General features: G+C 74.9%; 20 protein-coding genes and 1 pseudogene. 14 read left to right on the plus strand and 7 right to left on the minus strand.

Annotation, left to right across the window (positions count from 1 at the left end; all coding sequences use genetic code 11):
* Nucleotides 1-75 precede the first annotated feature (75 nt).
* The 12 genes from ACIQ87_RS35700 (at nt 76) to ACIQ87_RS35755 (ending at nt 8,532) form a co-directional block, all read left to right on the plus strand.
* The gene (locus tag ACIQ87_RS35700; protein ID WP_402415311.1) at nt 76-495 is read left to right on the plus strand and encodes an arsenate reductase ArsC; all 420 of its coding nucleotides are present in this window, start codon (nt 76-78) and stop codon (nt 493-495) included.
* Nucleotides 496-932: 437 nt separating this feature from the next.
* Nucleotides 933-1,265, plus strand: a complete 333-nt coding sequence (locus tag ACIQ87_RS35705) for a hypothetical protein (protein ID WP_402415313.1) — start codon at nt 933-935, stop codon at nt 1,263-1,265.
* Between the two features lie 60 nt (nt 1,266-1,325).
* Entirely contained in the window at nt 1,326-3,545 is a 2,220-nt protein-coding gene (locus tag ACIQ87_RS35710) for a catalase (protein ID WP_402415316.1), read from the plus strand.
* A gap of 286 nt (nt 3,546-3,831) precedes the next feature.
* Nucleotides 3,832-4,005 (plus strand): CsbD family protein, encoded by a 174-nt coding sequence (locus ACIQ87_RS35715; protein WP_402415319.1) that lies wholly within the window; start codon nt 3,832-3,834, stop codon nt 4,003-4,005.
* Between the two features lie 5 nt (nt 4,006-4,010).
* Entirely contained in the window at nt 4,011-4,187 is a 177-nt protein-coding gene (locus tag ACIQ87_RS35720) for a hypothetical protein (protein ID WP_402415322.1), read from the plus strand.
* 198 nt (nt 4,188-4,385) lie between these two features.
* Nucleotides 4,386-4,832, plus strand: coding sequence for a hypothetical protein (locus ACIQ87_RS35725; RefSeq protein WP_402415325.1), 447 nt, complete (start codon nt 4,386-4,388; stop codon nt 4,830-4,832).
* Nucleotides 4,829-5,086 carry a monovalent cation/H+ antiporter complex subunit F gene (locus ACIQ87_RS35730; RefSeq protein ID WP_402415328.1) on the plus strand — a complete coding sequence of 86 codons (258 nt, stop codon included), beginning with the start codon at nt 4,829-4,831 and terminating at the stop codon, nt 5,084-5,086. The genes ACIQ87_RS35725 and ACIQ87_RS35730 overlap by 4 nt, the downstream gene beginning before the upstream one ends.
* Nucleotides 5,086-5,373, plus strand: coding sequence for a monovalent cation/H(+) antiporter subunit G (locus tag ACIQ87_RS35735; RefSeq protein ID WP_402415330.1), 288 nt, complete (start codon nt 5,086-5,088; stop codon nt 5,371-5,373). The genes ACIQ87_RS35730 and ACIQ87_RS35735 overlap by 1 nt, the downstream gene beginning before the upstream one ends.
* Entirely contained in the window at nt 5,370-5,639 is a 270-nt protein-coding gene (locus ACIQ87_RS35740) for a Na(+)/H(+) antiporter subunit B (protein WP_402415333.1), read from the plus strand. The genes ACIQ87_RS35735 and ACIQ87_RS35740 overlap by 4 nt, the downstream gene beginning before the upstream one ends.
* A complete protein-coding gene (locus tag ACIQ87_RS35745) occupies nt 5,636-6,376 on the plus strand; it encodes an MnhB domain-containing protein (protein WP_402415335.1) in 741 nt (246 codons plus the stop codon). Before ACIQ87_RS35740 ends, ACIQ87_RS35745 begins: the two co-directional genes overlap by 4 nt.
* The gene (locus tag ACIQ87_RS35750) at nt 6,373-6,678 is read left to right on the plus strand and encodes a sodium:proton antiporter (RefSeq protein WP_402415337.1); all 306 of its coding nucleotides are present in this window, start codon (nt 6,373-6,375) and stop codon (nt 6,676-6,678) included. Before ACIQ87_RS35745 ends, ACIQ87_RS35750 begins: the two co-directional genes overlap by 4 nt.
* Before the next feature lie 6 nt (nt 6,679-6,684).
* Nucleotides 6,685-8,532 carry a complex I subunit 5 family protein gene (locus tag ACIQ87_RS35755; RefSeq protein WP_402415339.1) on the plus strand — a complete coding sequence of 616 codons (1,848 nt, stop codon included), beginning with the start codon at nt 6,685-6,687 and terminating at the stop codon, nt 8,530-8,532.
* Nucleotides 8,533-8,574: 42 nt separating this feature from the next.
* Here the strand turns inward: ACIQ87_RS35755 and ACIQ87_RS35760 are convergent, their stop codons facing one another.
* Together ACIQ87_RS35760 and ACIQ87_RS35765 are read right to left on the minus strand one after the other, a co-directional pair.
* Nucleotides 8,575-9,228 carry a pyridoxamine 5'-phosphate oxidase family protein gene (locus tag ACIQ87_RS35760; protein WP_402415342.1) on the minus strand — a complete coding sequence of 218 codons (654 nt, stop codon included), beginning with the start codon at nt 9,226-9,228 and terminating at the stop codon, nt 8,575-8,577.
* A gap of 26 nt (nt 9,229-9,254) precedes the next feature.
* A complete protein-coding gene (locus tag ACIQ87_RS35765) occupies nt 9,255-10,298 on the minus strand; it encodes a zinc-dependent alcohol dehydrogenase family protein (RefSeq protein ID WP_402415345.1) in 1,044 nt (347 codons plus the stop codon).
* A 206-nt stretch (nt 10,299-10,504) separates the two neighbouring features.
* Here ACIQ87_RS35765 and ACIQ87_RS35770 point away from each other — a divergent pair, with 206 nt between their 5' ends.
* A complete protein-coding gene (locus tag ACIQ87_RS35770; protein ID WP_402415347.1) occupies nt 10,505-12,214 on the plus strand; it encodes a GAF domain-containing sensor histidine kinase in 1,710 nt (569 codons plus the stop codon).
* 3 nt (nt 12,215-12,217) lie between these two features.
* On the opposite strand, the gene ACIQ87_RS35775 is transcribed toward ACIQ87_RS35770, so the two are convergent.
* The 5 genes from ACIQ87_RS35775 to ACIQ87_RS35795 form a co-directional block, all read right to left on the minus strand.
* A complete protein-coding gene (locus ACIQ87_RS35775; RefSeq protein ID WP_402415349.1) occupies nt 12,218-13,192 on the minus strand; it encodes an Acg family FMN-binding oxidoreductase in 975 nt (324 codons plus the stop codon).
* Nucleotides 13,193-13,214: 22 nt separating this feature from the next.
* On the minus strand, nt 13,215-13,514 hold the full coding sequence (locus ACIQ87_RS35780; RefSeq protein WP_402415351.1) for an SHOCT domain-containing protein: 300 nt from the start codon (nt 13,512-13,514) through the stop codon (nt 13,215-13,217).
* Between the two features lie 114 nt (nt 13,515-13,628).
* Entirely contained in the window at nt 13,629-14,321 is a 693-nt protein-coding gene (locus tag ACIQ87_RS35785) for a response regulator (protein ID WP_402415354.1), read from the minus strand.
* A 210-nt stretch (nt 14,322-14,531) separates the two neighbouring features.
* Nucleotides 14,532-15,134: an HPP family protein gene (locus ACIQ87_RS35790; protein WP_402415356.1), complete on the minus strand. Its 603-nt coding sequence runs from the start codon at nt 15,132-15,134 to the stop codon at nt 14,532-14,534.
* A 9-nt stretch (nt 15,135-15,143) separates the two neighbouring features.
* Entirely contained in the window at nt 15,144-15,839 is a 696-nt protein-coding gene (locus ACIQ87_RS35795) for a CBS domain-containing protein (RefSeq protein WP_402415359.1), read from the minus strand.
* Between the two features lie 161 nt (nt 15,840-16,000).
* On the opposite strand from ACIQ87_RS35795, the pseudogene ACIQ87_RS35800 reads away from it, so the two are divergent.
* A pseudogene (locus ACIQ87_RS35800) lies at nt 16,001-16,748 on the plus strand (MBL fold metallo-hydrolase RNA specificity domain-containing protein).
* Nucleotides 16,749-16,860: the final 112 nt, after the last annotated feature.

Raw genomic sequence — 16,860 nt, forward strand, 5'->3', positions numbered from 1 at the left:
CACGTCAGCCGAGACCGGTGCCAGCGAGACCTGCCCCAGCGAGACCCGAGCACCAGAACGAAGGAACACCCACCGATGACCACCGCGCCGCTCGCCTCCGTGCTGTTCGTCTGCGTCCACAACGCCGGCCGCTCCCAGATGGCCGCGGGCTTCCTCGCCCACCTCGCCGGGGACCGCGTCGAGGTCCGCTCCGCCGGCTCCGCCCCCGGCGACCGGGTCAACCCGGCAGCCGTCGCCGCCATGGCCGAGCTGGGCATCGACATCTCCGACCAGCGCCCGAAGCTGCTCACCCCCGAGGCCGTCCAGTCCTCCGACTACGTCATCACCATGGGCTGCGGCGACGCCTGCCCGTACTTCCCCGGCAAGCGGTACCTCGACTGGACGCTGGAGGACCCGGCCGGCCAGGGCGTCGAGGCCGTCCGCCCGATCCGTGACGAGATCGAGCGCCTGGTGCGCGGGCTGCTCGCCGAGATCGGCGTCCGGCCGGCGCGCTGACCACCACGGCGGCGACCGGCCGCCCCGCCAGGTCACCGCACGTCACTGCACGTCACCGGGGAAATGGTCATCGATCCGACCGTCGGCCGGCCGTTTGGCCTCGGGCACGGCGGCAACCCGTAGGACCATGGCGTACCTCAGCGAACCCGTACCGACCGTTCCACAGCCCCGCCCCTGCGGCGAGCACCCGGATCCGGCCGGCCCCTGGCTGTTCACCCACGACGACGGCACCACCACCGCCGGACACCGGGCGGGCGCCGTGCTGTTCGGCCGTGACGGAACGCTGCTCCAGGGCGTCTCCTGCAACGGTGATCCCGCCATGGTCCACCCGATGACGGGGATCCGGGCCGCGCTCGCGGGACTGCGCGCCGCCGGCTTCGCGATCGGGGTGGTGAGCAACCAGTCCGGCGTGGCGCGGACTGCTCGACCGCGGGCAGGTGGAGGCCGTCCAGGCCAGGGCCGAGGCACTGCTGGGGACGGTCGACGTCTGGGCGGTGTGCCCGCACGGGGCGCACGACGGCTGCCCCTGCCGGATGCCGGCACCCGCCCTCGTCACTGCGGCGTGCCGGTCACTCGGCCTGCCGCCGTCCCGCGTCACGGTGATCGGCTGCGACGACTCCGTGGTCGAGGCCGCCCTCGCGGCCGGCGCACACGTGATCAGACTCCCCCGGCCCGACCCGGCGCACAGGCTCCCGCGCCCTCCCTGCCTGCTGACGGCCTGCCGGGCCGCCGCCGGCCCGGAGGAGGCGGCCGGTCTCCTGCTGCCGTGACGCCGCCCCGGCCCCGTCGCCCCCACGATCTGCCGGTAACCCCAGGACGGAGTACGTGAGATGAACACCGCTCCAGAGTTCCCCGAAGAAACGCCCGAGGCGCCCGACAGACCCGACGAGCGCTCGCCCGACGCGCCCGACGCACCCGACGAGCGGTCGCCCGACGCCAAGGACGCCGCGCTCGACGCGTTCCGCGCCCCCGACCCGGACGGACCGCTCACCACCGACCAGGGCGTGCGCGTCGACGCCACCGACGACTCGCTCACCGTCGGCGACCGCGGTCCCACCCTGCTGGAGGACTTCCACCTGCGCGAGAAGCTCACCCGCTTCGACCACGAGCGCATCCCGGAACGCGTGGTGCACGCCCGCGGCGCCGGCGCGTACGGCTTCTTCGAACCGTACGAGTCCCTCGCCGAGTTCACCTGCGCCGACTTCCTCCGGGAGGCCGGCCTCCGAACGCCCGTGTTCGTCCGCTTCTCGACCGTCCAGGGCCCCCGCGGCTCCGCCGACACCGTGCGCGACGTCCGCGGCTTCGCGACCAAGTTCTACACCCGGCACGGCAACTACGACCTGGTCGGGAACAACATGCCGGTGTTCTTCATCCAGGACGCGATCAAGTTCCCGGACTTCGTCCACGCCGTGAAGCCGGAGCCGCCGAACGAGATCCCCACCGGCGCCTCCGCGCACGACACCTTCTGGGACTTCTGCTCCCTCCAGCCCGAGTCCACCCACATGCTGATGTGGCTGATGTCCGACCGGGCCATCCCGCGCAGCTACCGGATGATGCAGGGCTTCGGCGTGCACACCTTCCGCCTGGTGGACGCCGAGGGGCGCGGCACGTTCGTGAAGTTCCACTGGCGGCCGCTGCTCGGCGTCTGCTCGCAGGTCTGGGACGAGGCCCAGCTCACGGCCGGCCGCGACCCCGACTTCCACCGCAGGGACCTGTGGGAGGCGATCGCGGGCGGCGACTTCCCGGAGTACGAGCTCGGCGTCCAACTGATCCCGGAACGGGACGAGTTCGCCTTCCCCTTCGACCTGCTGGACCCGACCAAGCTGGTGCCGGAGGAACTGGTGCCGGTCCGCCCGGTGGGACGGATGGTGCTGGACCGCAACCCGCAGAACTTCTTCGCCGAGACCGAGCAGGTGGCCTTCCACACCGCCAACATCGTCCCCGGGATCGACTTCACCAACGACCCGCTGCTCCAGGGCCGCAACTTCTCCTACCTGGACACCCAGCTGATCCGGCTCGGCGGACCCAACTTCGCGCAGTTGCCCGTCAACCGTCCGCTCACCGAGGTCCGCAACAACCAGCGCGACGGCTACGGCCAGCAGACCGTCCACCCGGGCACCAGCTACGCGCCGAACTCCGTCGGCGGGGGCTGTCCGGCGACACTGGGCGGCGGCCGGCTGGCCGAGGGGGTCTTCGAGCACTACCAGGAGCGGATCGACGGCAGCGCGATCCGTCGCCGCAGCCCCGGTTTCGCCGACCACTACGGCCAGGCCGGGCTGTTCTGGCGCAGCATGGCCGACTGGGAGCAGCGGCACATCGTCGAGGCCTTCGCGTTCGAGCTGGGGAAGGTGGAGGAGCGGGAGGTCAGGCGCCGGATGGTCGGCAACCTGGTGCACGTCTCGCTCGGGCTGGCCGCGGAGGTCGCCCGACGCGTCGGCCTGCCCGAGCCGGAGGCCGAACCCGAACCCGGTTCCGCACCCGGTTCCGCACCCGGTCCCGGTCCCGGTTCCGGTTCCGGTCCCGGTCCACGGGACGGGACGCGCGGGCCACAGGCCTCCCCCGCGTTGAGCCAGGAGAACCTGCGCGGCTCGGGCATCCGCACCCGCAGGGTCGCCGTCCTGACCGCCCCCGGGGTGGACCCGAACCAGGTCCGGGCCGCACACGACCGGCTGGCGGCCCGGGGCGCCGTGGTGGAGACGCTCGCCGCGCAGGACGGCTACGTCCTGGCGGGCGACGGCGCGCAGCTGCCGGTGGACCGGGCCCTGCCCACCACCGCCTCGGTGCTCTACGACGCGCTGGTGGTACCGGACGGCGGCGAGCAGGCGCTGCCCTCCGATCCGGACGCCGTCCGCTTCCTCACCGAGGCGCTGCGCCACGGCAAGCCCGTCGCGGTGCTCGGCAGCGGCGTCGAGCTGTGCCGGGCCGCCGGGGTCGGGGCCCCGGACGGGTTGGCCGGCGTCGCGGTGTGCCCGTCCGCCGAAGCGGTCGGGCCGTCGTTCTGGGACGGGTTCGTCCGGCTGGTCGAACACCACCGCTTCCCCTCCCGGTGATCCGTCGTCAACTCCGTGCCGGTGTTTCCACGTTCACCTCTCGAGGGCCGCAGGCCGGGGCCGACCGCCGCGGGGAACGTCACGTGCGTTCCTCCCGGTCCGCGGCTCCGGCCGCGGACGTCGCGGCGCTCCGGCTGCTCCGACTGCTTCGGCTTCTTCGGCTTCTTCGGCTTCTTCGGCTTCTTCGGCTTCCGACGATGTCCGGCCGCGCGGAGTGGAACGGGCTTTTCCGGGCAGACGCGACACAGCTCAACAAAACGCCCCCAGCAAGGAGAGGAGTCACACCATGGGCACCCAGGACAAGCTGCGCAACGCCGCCGAGAAGGCGCACGGCAAGGCCAAGGAGACCGCCGGACGCGCCACGGGCGACCGCGTGCTCGAGGCCGAGGGCCGGGGCAAGCAGATGAAGAGCGACCTGAAGCAGGCCGCCGAGAAGGTCAAGGACGTCGGAAAGGACTGAACGCGGTGAGCGACCAGGACCACCGGCCCGTACCGAAGGACCCCCCGGCGCCGGTCGAGACACCGGAGTCCCGGATGACCGGCGAGGGCGCGCCGCCGCCCCCGCCCGAGGAGGAGACGGACCCGAAGGGCGAACCGACCCGGCCGGCCCACGACCCGGAACCGCACGAGCCGCCCGACTGAGCGGCACCCCGGACCGAGTGGCCCCCGGACCGATCATCACAGGTTCCGGTACCGCGCTCGGACGAACGGGTGGTCCGCCACGGCGATCCCGCGCGCAACGGCGTTGCGCGCGGGACGCCGTCACCGGCCGGACGGTACACCTGGGGCCGCTCGCCGCGGCAGCGGTGCGATTCCGACGGCCCGGACGGGGGTGACGAGATGCGGACGGTGGCCGAACTCCTGATCTGGTGGGGGCTGTTGCTCCTGCTGAACGTCGTGTTCATCAGCTCGGTGACGCCGCTGGAGGTGACCGTGGGCGGCGGCATCGCCCTGCTCGCGGCACTCGGCGCGGTGGCCGTCCGGCGCGCCTCCGGCGCGGCCCCGGGCGGTCCGGCCCGCCTCGGCGCGGCACTCCGGGCCTTCCCGGGGACGCTGCTGGCCGACACCGGCCGACTGGCACTCGCCGTGGTCTCGCCCGGGCACCGCAGCTCCGGCTTCCGCGCCGTCCGCCTCGCGCCCGGCACCGGGCCCGCCTGGGCGGCCGCGCTGCTGTCCTCCACCCCCGGCGCCTACGTCGTGGACGTCGACGGCCAGACGCTGCTGGTGCACGCGCTCGGCCGTGAATCCTCCTCCCTGGAAGGCGCGTTGACGGAGGCCGCCGAGTGAACGCCTGGCTGCTGGCGGCGGCCGTCCTGGCCGTCGGCGGGATCGCGCCGTGCCTGCTGCTCGGACTGTCCGGGCCGACGCACCGGCGCCTGGCCGGGTTGAACCTCGCCGCCGTGGTGACCGCAGTCGTCCTGCTGCTGCTGGCCCAGGGCTTCGGCCACCCCTCCTACACCGACCTGGCGCTCGACCTCGCCGTGCTGGCGCCCGCCGGGACCCTGGTGTTCACCCGCTTCCTGGCCGGGGAGGAGCGCTGATGGGCCGGCACGCCGTGGCACTGGTCCTGCTCTGGGCGGGCACCAGCACGCTGCTGCTCTCCGCCGTCGCGCTCGCCGTGCTGCCCGGCCGGTACCTGCGCCTGCACGCCCTCTCCCCCGCCGCCGTGCTCGGCGCGCCGCTGGTCGCGCTCGCCCTCGCCGTGGACACCGGGCCGGGCCGGGCGGCGGTCAAACTGCTGGTGGTCGGCCTGCTGGTGACGGCCGGCGGCACCGTCACCACCATGGCCGTCGCCCGGGCCACCCGCCGCTCGGAGGCCGGCCGATGACCGACACCCTGATCGTGATCGCCCTGCTGCTCACCGCCGTCACCTCCACCGCGGCCGCTCTCACCCGCGATCCCGTCCGACAGGCCGCCGTCCTGGCCCTGCTCGGACTGAGCCTCGCGCTGCTCTTCACCGTGCTCCAGGCACCCGACGTCGCGCTCTCCCAACTCGGCGTCGGCAGCGCGATCACCCCGCTGCTGATCCTGCTGACCGTCCGCCGGGTGCGCCGCGAGGAGCACAGCGACGACCACCCGGACCGCACCGAGTGAACCGGACCACCCGGCTCGGGCTCTTCCTCCTCGCGGCGTGCGTGCTGGCCGCCGCCCTGATCGTCGCCGCCGGCGAGCTGCCCGGCTTCGGCGGCGCCCACCACCCCTACGGCGAGCGCGCGGTGGCGGCCGGGCTGGAGCGGCGAACGGCCAACATCGTCTCCTCCGTCAACTTCGACCAGCGGGCCTTCGACACCCTCGGCGAGGAGTCCATCCTGTTCGGCTCGGTGCTCGGCGCGGGCATCCTGCTGCGGCTGGCCCGGGACGAGCGCAAGCGCCGCGCCGCCGCCGAGCCCGTCCTGCCCACCACCCGGCTGTTCGGCGCCACCCTGCTGCCGGTCACCGTCCTGACCGGCGGGTACCTCGTCGCGCACGGCGCGCTGAGCCCGGGCGGCGGTTTCCAGGGCGGCGTCGCCCTGGCCACCGCCCTGCACCTGGCCTACGTCGCGGCCGACTACCGGGTGCTCAAGCGGATCCGTCCGCTCGCCGCGCTGGACGTCACCGACGCGCCGGCCGCCGGCGCCTTCGCCGCGCTCGGTCTGATCGGTCTCGCCCAGGGCGCCGGCTACCTCGCCAACACCCTGCCGCTCGGCACCTTCAACCAGCTCTCCTCCGGCGGGCTGGTGGCGGTGATCAACGCCGCCGTCGGGGTGGAGGTCGCCTCGGGCGTGGTGGTGCTGCTCGCCCACTTCCTGGACCAGGCCGTCGAGGTCGTGCCCCGAGGGGAGAGCGCATGACCGTGTTCCCCTACCTGGTGACCAGCCGCAACCTCGTCCAGGCGGTCGGCTGCCTGGCCGTCGCGCAGTCCTCGACGTACGTGCTGCTGCTCGCGGTCGGCTACCGCCGCGGCGCCACCGCCCCCGTCTTCTCCGACCTGCCGACCGACGCCCCGGTGGTGGACCCGGTCGTCCAGGCACTGACCCTCACCGACATCGTGGTCGGCGCCACCGTCACCGCGCTGCTCCTCTCCCTGGTGATCCAGCTGCGCAAGCGCCACGGCACGGTGGACCCGGAGGAGCTCACCGGGCTGCGGGGCTGACGTCCGGTGCTCCCCGCCTCCGACCTGCTGCCGCTGGCCGTCGCCGTCCCCCTGCTGGGCGCGGCCGTCACCGCCGTGGCGGGCCGTCGGCTGCCCCGCCTCGGCCGCGACGCGCTCGCCACCGCCGTGGCCGCCGCCGAGGTCCTCTGCCTCGCCCTGCTGTGGGCCCGGACCAGCCCGGACGGCCGGGCGGTCTCCTGGCTGGGCGGCTGGACCCCGAGCGGCGGGCACAGCGTCGGCGTCGTGCTGGTCGCCGACCGCCTCGGCAGCGGCCTCGCACTGCTCGCCGCCGTCCTCGTGCTGGCCGTGCTCTGCTACGCCTGGCGGTACTTCGACGAGCCCTCCGGCGAACGCGGCGGCCTGTTCCCCGCGCTGCTGCTGCTCTTCGAGGCCGGAATGTGCGGCTTCGCGCTCACCGGCGACCTCTTCGACGCCTTCGTCTTCTTCGAGCTGATGGGAGCCGTCGCCTACGCGCTGACCGGCTACCGGATCGAGGACCCGCGCCCGCTGCACGGCGCGACGACCTTCGGCCTGGTCAACTCGGCCGCCGCCTACCTCTCGCTGCTCGGCATCGGCCTGCTCTACGCCCGCACCGGCGAGCTCGGCATGGCGCAGCTCGGCGTCGAACTCGACCGGCTCGCCGCCCCAGGCCGCGGCCCGGACGCCCTGCTGGTCCTCGCCTTCGTCCTGGTCCTGGCCGGCCCGCTGGTCAAGGCCGCCGCGGCGCCGTTCCACTTCTGGCTGCCGGACGCCCACGCCGTCGCCCCGAGCCCGGTGTGCATGCTGCTGTCCGGGGTGATGGTCGAGCTCGGGGTGTACGGCGCGGCCCGGATCCACCGGGTGGTCTTCGCCGGCGCGGGCGGCCTACCGGACGCCGTCGTCCGGGACACCCTGCTGGCCGTCGGCGTGCTGACGGCCCTGGTCGGCGCCGTGATGTGCTGGCAGCAACGGCACCTGAAGCGCCTGCTGGCGTTCTCCACGGTCGGGCACGTCGGGCTGTTCCTGACCGGCGCGGCCCTGCTCACCCCGGCCGGACTGGCCGGCACCGCCGTGTACGTGGCCGGCCACGCCGGAGCCAAGGCCACGCTGTTCGGCCTCACCGGCGTGCTGCTCGACCGGTACGGCTCGGTGGACGAGCACGGGCTGCACGGCCGGGCCCGCGAACTCCGGTCCACCGGTCTGCTGTTCACGCTGGGCGCGCTGGCCCTGGCCGGGCTGCCGCCGTTCGGCACCGGCCTCGGCAAGGCCGTCACCGAGGCGGCCGCCGGACGTGAACTGGCCTGGCTGCCCGCGGTGTTCGTACTGGTGTCGGCGCTCACCGGCGGCGCGGCGCTGCGGGCGGCCCTGCGGGTCTTCGGCGGGTTCGGCGCACCGCCGAAGGAACACCCGGACGTGGCCGCGACCACCGGCGAGGGCGAGGAGCCCGAGATCCGCGAACCGGGCCGCCGGCTGCCCCCGCCGATGGTCCTGGCCCCCGGGCTGCTGCTGGCCGGCTGCCTGGCCGTCGGCGTGCTGCCCGGCGTCGGCCGGGCCCTCGCGGCGGGCGCCGCCGCCTTCACCGACCGCGCGGCCTACCTCGCCGGCGCCCTCGGAGGGCCCGCACCCCCCGCACCGCCGGCCCCCGAAGCCTGGTGGACGCCGTCCGGGACCGGGCTCGGCCTGCTCTCCGTCCTGCTGGCCGCCTCGTTCGCCGTCGCCGCCGTCCGCCGCGACCCGCGGCGCGGCACCGGCGGCCTCCACCGCGCCGTCGTCCTGCCGCTGCGCCGCCTGCACTCCGGCCTGCTGGGCGACTACGTCGCCTGGCTCGCCGTGGGCCTGGCGGCCCTGCTGGTGACGATCGCCGCCCAGCTCTGAACCCATGCCGCCGCGCGGCGGCCCGGTCGCCGCGGCGAGGGATCACCCCGCCTGGACGCGGCGGCCGGTGACGCCTGCCGGGCGGACGCGCACCCACAGGGGGCGGGGGCCGCCGGCCCAGGGGGCGGCGCCCGGGAGGGCGGAGAGGTGCCGCTCCTCCTCCGGGGTGTCGACGTGGTGGGCCTCGCCGAGGACGAGGACGCTCCAGCCCTGGCGGCGGTGTTCGTCGATGTGGTCGACCTCGAAGGAGACGGGCGTCCCCTCGTCGGGCGCGGCCGCGCCCCCGGGCGCGGTGCGGTAGGCGATCGTCCGGGCGTCCACCACGTAGTTGACCGGGAGCACGAGGGGCGACGACGAGCCGGGCAGGCCGATCCGGCCGATGCCCCGGGTGCCGAGCAGTTCCCAGCACTGCGGCTCGGTGAGGCGGCGGAGCCCGGCGCGCGGTTCGGCGTCGGTCTGCCCGGGTGGCGCGTCCGGGCGCCGCCCGGACAGCAGCTCGGGCCAGGTCATGCCGAGCACGGCGGTGACCCGGACGAACCCGGGCGGGTCGAACTCGGGCCCCGAGCAGAGGAGTTGCCTCAGGTAGGCGGGCGACATCGCGGCCCGGTGGGCCAGCATTCCCTCGCTCAGGCCGAGTTGCCGGCGCCGCTGGTCGATCCGGTGGGCGATGTCGGCCGGGTCGGGACGGTCGGTCATGGTGGCGGCTCCTGCGTACACGGCGATCACGTCCGGAACAGCGCGACCTTGAGGGCGCCGGTGTCGGCCGCGTCGGCGAAGACGTCGTACGCCTCCTGCATCTCGTCGAGGCCGAAGCGGTGGGTGACCAGCCCGCCGGTGTCGAGCCGGCCGGCGGCCAGCATGTCGAGCAGCATCGGGGTGCTGCTGGTGTCGACCAGGCCGGTGGTGATGGTGACGTCGCGGATCCAGAGGTCCTCCAGGTGCAGCACGGCCGACCGGCCGTGCACGCCGATGTTGGCGACCCGGCCCCCGGGGCGCACCAGGCTGGCGCACAGTTCGAAGGTCTCGGGCACGCCGACCGCCTCGATGGCGACGTCGACGCCGAGCCCGTCGCGGCCGAGCTTGCGGACGGCGTCGGGGGTGGCCTCGGCGGAGGTGAGGACGGTGTCGGCGCCGAAGCGCTCGGCGGCGTCGAGGCGGCTCCGGGCGAGGTCGACGACGATGATGCGGGCGGGGCTGTAGAGCCGCGCGGTCAGGACGGCGGCGAGGCCGATCGGTCCGGCGCCGACGATCGCGACGGTGTCGCCGGGGCTGACGCGGCCGTTGCGGACACCGACCTCGTAGGAGGTGGGCAGGATGTCGGCGAGCAGCAGGGCGTCCTCGTCCCGGACGCCTTCGGGGAGCCTGTAGAGCGAGGTGTCCGCGAAGGGGGTGCGGACGTACTCGGCCTGGCAGCCGTCGACGAGGTGGCCGAGGATCCAGCCGCCACCGCCGGTGCACTGCCCGTAGCTCGCGGCGCGGCAGTAGGCGCAGCGGCCGCAGGCGGAGACGCAGGAGATCAGCACCCGGTCGCCGGCCGCGACGGTGCGCACGCCGGGGCCGGTCTCGGTGACGGTGCCGAGGGCCTCGTGGCCGAGGACGCGGCCCTGCCCGACCTCGGGGACGTCGCCCTTGAGGATGTGCAGGTCGGTGCCGCAGATGGTCACCGCGTCCACCCGGACGACGGCGTCCTCCGGGTCGCGGACGGTCGGGTCAGGGACGTCGCCCCAGGTGCGCCGGCCTGGTCCGTGGTAGGTGAGCGCTTTCATGGCGGCGGTCGCTCCTCTCGGAGGGCTGGCCTGGGCGGAGCCGGACCGGTTCCGCTCGTACTTCCAGCGTTCCCCGCGGCCGGGCTCGTCGCCAGGGGGCCGGTGGGGTGCTCCCGGTGGGCCGATGGACCCCGTTGCGCGCTGCTCCTCGGCGGACGTGCCTACGCTGGTCAGTGGGCATCGGGGGGCGAGCCACGGAGGTCCCCTTGGGCAGCGCGTCGGAGAGTCCCGCCCCCGTGCCGAACGTGCGGCTGGACGAACTCCTGGAAGAGCTCCAGGCCCGGCTGGACGCCGCGCGCGGCACCCGGGACCGGGTGCACAGCCTGCTGGAGGCGGTGCTCGCGGTCGGGCGGGATCTGGAGCTGTCCCAGGCGCTGCGGCACATCGTGGAGGCGGCGGTCACGCTGGTGGACGCGCGGTACGGCGCGCTCGGCGTGATCGGCGAGGACCTGAGGCTGTCGCAGTTCATCCCGGTCGGGGTCACGGACGAGCAGGTCGAGCTGATCGGCGCGTTCCCGTCCGGGCACGGGATCCTCGGCGAACTGATCCGCCACCCCGCGCCGCTGCGGCTGGGCCGGCTCTCCGACCACCCGGCCTCCTACGGCTTCCCGGCCGGTCACCCGCCGATGAGCAGCTTCCTGGGGGTGCCGATCCGGATCCGGGACAGGGTGTTCGGCAACCTCTACCTGACCGAGAAGCGCGGCGGCGGCGAGTTCGACGCCGAGGACGAGTCGGTGCTCGCCACCCTCGCGGTGGCCGCCGGGGTCGCCATCGACAACGCCCGGCTCTACGCCCGGGCCCGCCGGCGGCAGCGCTGGCTGGAGGCGAGTGCCGAGGTGACCAGCAGCCTGTTGTCGGGCAGCGCCGAGCAGGAGGTGCAGGACCTGCTGCTCTCCCGCGCGACCGAGATCGCCGGAGCGGACCTCGCCGTGGTCGCCGTGCCGCTGCCGGAGACCGCCGAACTGGAGGCACGGATCGCCGTGGGCCTCGGCGAGCGGGAGCACCGCGGTCTGGTGCTGCCGGTGGAGGGTTCGTTCATGGGCGCGGCCTACCGGACCGGCGGGCTCGTGGTGAGCCCCGACGTGCTGAGGGATCCCCGGATCACGGCCGGCCCGCCCCGCTGGCAGGGGCTGGGGCCCGCGGTCGCGGTACCGGTCGGAACCACCGAGCGCGGGATCCGGGGTGTGCTGCTGCTGGCCCGGGCCGCCGGCGCACCGCTGTTCGAGGAGGAGGAGTCCGGTCCGCTGCTGGGCTTCGCGGGGCAGGCGGCGGTGGCGATGGAGCTGGCCGAGCGCCGCCGGGACTCCGAGCAGGTCGCCCTGCTGCGGGAGCGCGACCGGATCGCCCGCGACCTGCACGACCTGGCCATCCAGCGGCTCTTCGCCACCGGCATGACCCTCCAGGGCGCCACCCGCTTCATCGACCACCCCGAGGCGACCTCCCGCGTCCTGCGGGCCATCGACGACCTGGACGAGACCGCGAGGACCATCCGCGCCACCATCTTCGGCCTGCGCCTGCGCGAGAGCGGCCCGGCGGCGAGCGGTCTGCGTGCCCGCATCGTCGAGGTCGTCGACCGGGCCGCCCGCTCCCTCGGCTTCGCCCCGGCCCTGCGGATGACCGGCCTGCTCGACGTCACCGTGCCCGCCGATGTCGCGGACGCGGCGGTCGCCGTCCTGGAGGAGGCCCTGTCCAACGCGGCCCGCCACGCCGGTGCCGGCTCGGTGGACGTCACGGTGGCCGCCGGCGACGAACTGACGGTGACGGTCACCGACGACGGGGTCGGCATCCGCGGGAGCGGCCGGCGCAGCGGCCTCGCCAACCTCAGCGACCGGGCGGCCGCCCTGGACGGCACCTTCGCCACCCGGAGCCGCCCCGGGGGCGGCACCGAGCTGCTCTGGCGGGTGCCGCTGCGGTAGACGTCACTCCAACACCTCGGCGGCCGGCAGGCGAGGTGTCGGGGCGCCCTCGGAGCCGTAGCCGAGGCGGATCAGCATCTGGACGAAGCCGGGGCGCTGGTGCGGGTCACGGGCCTCCCAGCGCAGGTAGGGCCATTCCATGGCCTGGTGCAGCAGGGAGGCGCGGACGCCGTGGACGGTGGCGGCGAGCAGCACGTGCTCCAGGGCGAGGCCGGCCCGCAGCCAGTCCGCGGGGGTGTCGCGGTCGGTGGTGAGGACGGCGAGGCGGGGCTCGTGCTCGAAGCGGGCGGGGGTCTGGTGCTCGGCCGCGTGGATGGCGGAGAAGTCGCGCATCGGCAGGAGCCCGGCCGTGTCCTGGGGGCCGAGCGCGCCGACCGGGATGCCGTAGGGCGGAGCGTCACCGGTGCGGATCCAGCTGCGGCTCTCGGTGCGCTGGGCCTCGTCGGTGGTGTTGCGGCGCTCGGCCTCGGCGGTGAGGTGCAGCAGCCGGGCGGTCTCCGCGTGGTCGGGCAGGTGGAGCGCGGCGTCCTCGGCGCGGGCCGCATCGGTCAGTTCGCCGAGGACGGCCCTCGGGACCGGTACGTCGGTGAACGGTGTGCGGATGGTGTGCCGGCGCCAGATCGCGTCGTACAGCTTCTCGGCGTCCGGGGCCGGTGCGCCCGCCGGGGTGTCGAGTGCGACGGCGGCGAGCAGTTCGGGCTCGGCGGGGTCGGGCAGCAGGCGCACCCCGGGTGCCCAGCCGAGGTGACGGGCGGCGACCCGTAGGTTGAGGACGGCCGCGCCGACGGAGATGTGCAGCGCCCGGCCCTGTGGGTCGGCGGCCTGAAGGGCCCGGCTGTGGTCCGCCCGGACCTCCAGGGTCGAGGTGTCCGGCTGGAGCCGGAAGCGCCAGGGCTGGCTGTTGTGGATCGAGGGTGCCGCGACCGCCGCGGAGACGAGCTTCTCCAGCGCGGGAGCGTCGAGGGCCAAGGTGGACATGACCGCCTCCTGGGGTCCGTCGTCAGCCGGAGGCGGGCGGGTCGCCGACGCCGCCGTGCAGGGTTGCCAGTCGGGCCCGGTACTCGTCGGGGTCGATCTCGCCGCGGGCGAGGCGCTCGGCGAGCAGTTGCTCCGGGGTGGGCCGCGCGGGCGGCGGGGCGGCCGGCGGGGGCGACACCGCCGGGCCGTGCGGGGCGGTGCGGCCCAGGTACCGGACCAGCGCGATCACGCCGAGGACCACCAGCGCCCAGAAGAGCAGCATGCTCACGGTCATCATGCCGATGCCCCAACCGTTCATGCCGCCGTCGTCCCAGTACATCATCGCCGTCTCCTCAGCCGCGGCGGAAGGTCGGTCACCTCCACCATGCGACCGGGGCCCGCCCACCGCTTGGGCCGTTCGGCTCCTCCTCCGGGCCCGCCCGGCCCCCGCCGGGGCTCAGTGCGGGTGCGGGTGCTGGTGGTGGTGCTGCTCGGGCTCGGCGTGGGCGGCGATGACGGCGGCCTGGAGGCGGCGCTCGACGCCCAGCTTGGCGAGCAGGCGCGAGACGTGGTTCTTCACGGTCTTCTCGGCGAGGTACAGCTCCTGGCCGATCTGGCGGTTCGTCCTGCCCTCCCCCACCAGTGCGAGGATCTCCCGCTCGCGTGGGGTGAGCCCGGCGATCGCGGCGTCGGCCTCGCTCTCCTCGTGCTCCTCGTGGTGGCGCAGGCTCTCCATCAGCTTGCGGGTGGTCGCCGGGTCGAGCATCGACTGACCGGAGGCCACCGTGCGGACCGCGCCGACGAGTTCGGTGCCCTTGACCTGTTTGAGGACGTAGCCGGCCGCCCCGGCCATGATCGCGTCGAGCAGGGCGTCGTCGTCGTCGAAGGAGGTCAGCATCAGGCAGGCCAGTCCGGGTACCCGGTCGCGCAGCTCCCGGCAGACGCTCACCCCGTCGCCGTCCGGGAGCCGGACGTCGAGCACCGCGACGTCCGGGCGCAGCGCCGGTACGCGGGCGAGGGCCTGGGCGCAGGTGCCGGCCTCGCCGACGACCTCCAGGTCCGGCTCGGCCTCCAGGAGGTCGCGCACCCCCCGGCGGACCACCTCGTGGTCGTCCAGCAGGAACACCCGTACGGGCTGGGGCGTGTCCATGGCCTGCTCCTGGGGTGCGCGGGGCCGCTGACACCACCGATTCTCCGCGCCCGCCCCTGCCCCCGCCCGCGCAGCGCGCCGCCGCCACCGCCGCACGGAACGACGGCGACCGGGCACCGGAGGCGGCGGCGAGGCCCTCCGGGGAGCCTCCGCCCGGCTCGGGCCGGGAGCACCCCGCCGGCGGCGGGCACGGCCGGGTCCGCCGCCGGCTCAGGCCGGGGCGGCGAGCCGGAGCTCGACGCCGACCACGCCGGGCACCGAGCCGACCAGCCGTTCCAGGATCGGCGCGGACACGGTGTCCGGCAGCTCGCCCGTCAGGGTGATCCGGCCGTTCTCGGACCGGACGTCGGTACCCACACCGGCGCCGGGGCCGAGGGTGGCGACCAGTTCGAAGCGCACCCGGTCGGCGAGTTCGCGGTCGTCCTCGAGGTAGACCTTCAGCAGGTCGCCGCGGCTGACGATGCCGACGAGGTAGTCCTCCTCGTCGACCACGGGCAGGCGCTTCAGGTGGCCGCGCGCCATCGCCCGGGCAGCCTCGTTGAGCGGGCTGCCGGGGTGCACGGTGACCGCCGGGACGGACATCATCCGCCCGGCGGTCAGGGCGGCGGCGCGCGCGCCGTCGCGGTCCCCGGCGTTGAGCAGGTCGGCCTCCGAGACCACCCCGATCACCCGCCCGTCGCCGGTCAGGACCGGGACGGCGCTGACCCGCCAGCGCTGGAGGGTGTCGGTGACCTCACGGAAGACCGCGTCGCGGCCGACGGCCACCACCGCGTGGGTCATGACGTCGGCGACGGTGCTCGGTGTACGGGTCATGACGGCCTCCTACGATGCCGCGCGGTAGGCGCGGGGGTGTTCCACGGAGCGGTCGGTGTCGTCCTCGGTCCAGTCCAGGGTGGCGTGGACGGCGACCACGCCGTCCACGGCGCGGCAGAGCCGTTCGGCGACGGGGACCAGGCTCCGAAACCTCAACCTCCCGTTCAGGGTGACCACGCCGTCGTCCACCGCGACCCGGACGTCTCCGGGAGCGGCCCACAGGGCCTCCCCCAGCACGTCGTGGTTGATCTCGTCCCGGATCGCCGCGTCGTGGCGCAGGAAGACCTGCAGCAGGTCCCTGCGGCTGACGATGCCGACCAGGCGGCCGACCTCGTCGACCACGGGCAGGCGCTTGACCTTGTGCCTGTCCATGGCGCGCGCGGCCTCGGGGACCGACCAGCCGGGACGGGCGGTGACGGCGGGGCTGGTCATCAGGCCGCCGGCCGTCTCCGCCTCGGCGCGGGCGCGGTCCTTCTCCGCCAGCCAGCGGCCCGGGTAGCGTCCCTCCGGATCGGGCAGGACGGCCTCCTTGCGGATCAGGTCGGCCTCGGACACCATGCCGAGCGGGCGGCCCTGGTCGTCGACGACGGGGATCGCGGTGACGTCGTTGCGGTGGAACAGCGCCGCAACCTCCTTGGCCGGCGTGTCGGGCCGGGCGGTGACGACCTCGTGGGTCATCACGTCGTTGACGCTGCGGTGCTGCATCGTCCTCACTCCTCCTCCGGTGGTCCCGTCTTCACTGTCCGCGCCTCCGCAGCCCCCGGACAGGGCCGGTCGGTCCATGCCGTCGGGCCGTTCCGGCCCCAGGACAGCGCGGCCGGTCGGCAGGACGATGGGAGGGACGTCGGAGCCCTCGGGAGGCGGCCATGACGACGGACACCGGCACACCCAGGCCCGGCCTGCTGACCTTCCTCGGCGGTGTCGGCACCGTGACGGGCAGCAAGTTCCTGGTCGAGACCGACCACGCCCGCCTGATGATCGACTGCGGGCTCTTCCAGGGCCTGGCCGAACTGCGCCGCCGCAACCGCCGCCCGCTGCCCCTCGACCCCGCCGACGTCCGGGCCGTCGTGCTCACCCACGCCCACCTGGATCACTGCGGCTACCTCCCCCGGCTGGTCCGCGACGGCTTCCGAGGGCCCGGCCGCCCTGGACCCGGAGCCGTTCACCCTGGTCCACTCGCTCCAGGACTCCCTCGCCCTGGACCACACCCACGGCCCCGCCGTCATCGTCTCCGCCTCCGGCATGGCCACCGGCGGCCGCGTCGTCCACCACCTGCGCCGGCTGCTGCCCGACGCCCGCAACACGGTCGTCGTGGTCGGCTACGCCGCCGCCGGCACCCGCGCCCGGGACCTGGTGGACGGCGCCCGCGCCCTGAAGATGTACGGCACCTACGTCCCGGTCCGTGCCGAGGTCGTCGACGTCCCGGCCTTCTCCGCGCACGCCGACGCCCCCGAGATCATCGACTGGCTGCGCCCCTCCCCGCAGCCGCCGAGCGCGGTCTACCTCGTCCACGGGGAGCCCGAAGGCTCCCTGGCCCTGCGCGACCGGATCGACCGCGAACTCGGCTGGACGGCCGTGGTGCCCCGCTCCGGCGAGCGGGTGCTCATCCGGTGACCTCGGCCGGACGGCTGTGGTGAGGGGCGGAGCCGGCCGCGTCAACCTGGCATATTCCGTCCGCCGGAGCGGACTTGAAAGCATCCCCGCGGATCGGCAGAGTGATGGGCCA

The organism is Kitasatospora sp. NPDC096204 (genome assembly GCF_044763205.1).
Taxonomy (GTDB): Bacteria; Actinomycetota; Actinomycetes; order Streptomycetales; family Streptomycetaceae; genus Kitasatospora.

Bases quoted from the DNA above. Each gene is read 5' to 3' on its own strand.
- ACIQ87_RS35700 (WP_402415311.1), top strand. From the start codon at position 76: ATGACCACCGCGCCGCTCGCCTCCGTGCTGTTCGTCTGCGTCCACAAC.
- ACIQ87_RS35710 (WP_402415316.1), top strand. From the start codon at position 1,326: ATGAACACCGCTCCAGAGTTCCCCGAAGAAACGCCCGAGGCGCCCGAC.
- ACIQ87_RS35715 (WP_402415319.1), top strand. From the start codon at position 3,832: ATGGGCACCCAGGACAAGCTGCGCAACGCCGCCGAGAAGGCGCACGGC.
- ACIQ87_RS35725 (WP_402415325.1), top strand. From the start codon at position 4,386: ATGCGGACGGTGGCCGAACTCCTGATCTGGTGGGGGCTGTTGCTCCTG.
- ACIQ87_RS35735 (WP_402415330.1), top strand. From the start codon at position 5,086: ATGGGCCGGCACGCCGTGGCACTGGTCCTGCTCTGGGCGGGCACCAGC.
- ACIQ87_RS35740 (WP_402415333.1), top strand. From the start codon at position 5,370: ATGACCGACACCCTGATCGTGATCGCCCTGCTGCTCACCGCCGTCACC.
- ACIQ87_RS35750 (WP_402415337.1), top strand. From the start codon at position 6,373: ATGACCGTGTTCCCCTACCTGGTGACCAGCCGCAACCTCGTCCAGGCG.
- ACIQ87_RS35760 (WP_402415342.1), bottom strand. From the start codon at position 9,228: ATGACCGACCGTCCCGACCCGGCCGACATCGCCCACCGGATCGACCAG.
- ACIQ87_RS35765 (WP_402415345.1), bottom strand. From the start codon at position 10,298: ATGAAAGCGCTCACCTACCACGGACCAGGCCGGCGCACCTGGGGCGAC.
- ACIQ87_RS35775 (WP_402415349.1), bottom strand. From the start codon at position 13,192: ATGTCCACCTTGGCCCTCGACGCTCCCGCGCTGGAGAAGCTCGTCTCC.
- ACIQ87_RS35780 (WP_402415351.1), bottom strand. From the start codon at position 13,514: ATGATGTACTGGGACGACGGCGGCATGAACGGTTGGGGCATCGGCATG.
- ACIQ87_RS35785 (WP_402415354.1), bottom strand. From the start codon at position 14,321: ATGGACACGCCCCAGCCCGTACGGGTGTTCCTGCTGGACGACCACGAG.
- ACIQ87_RS35790 (WP_402415356.1), bottom strand. From the start codon at position 15,134: ATGACCCGTACACCGAGCACCGTCGCCGACGTCATGACCCACGCGGTG.
- ACIQ87_RS35795 (WP_402415359.1), bottom strand. From the start codon at position 15,839: ATGCAGCACCGCAGCGTCAACGACGTGATGACCCACGAGGTCGTCACC.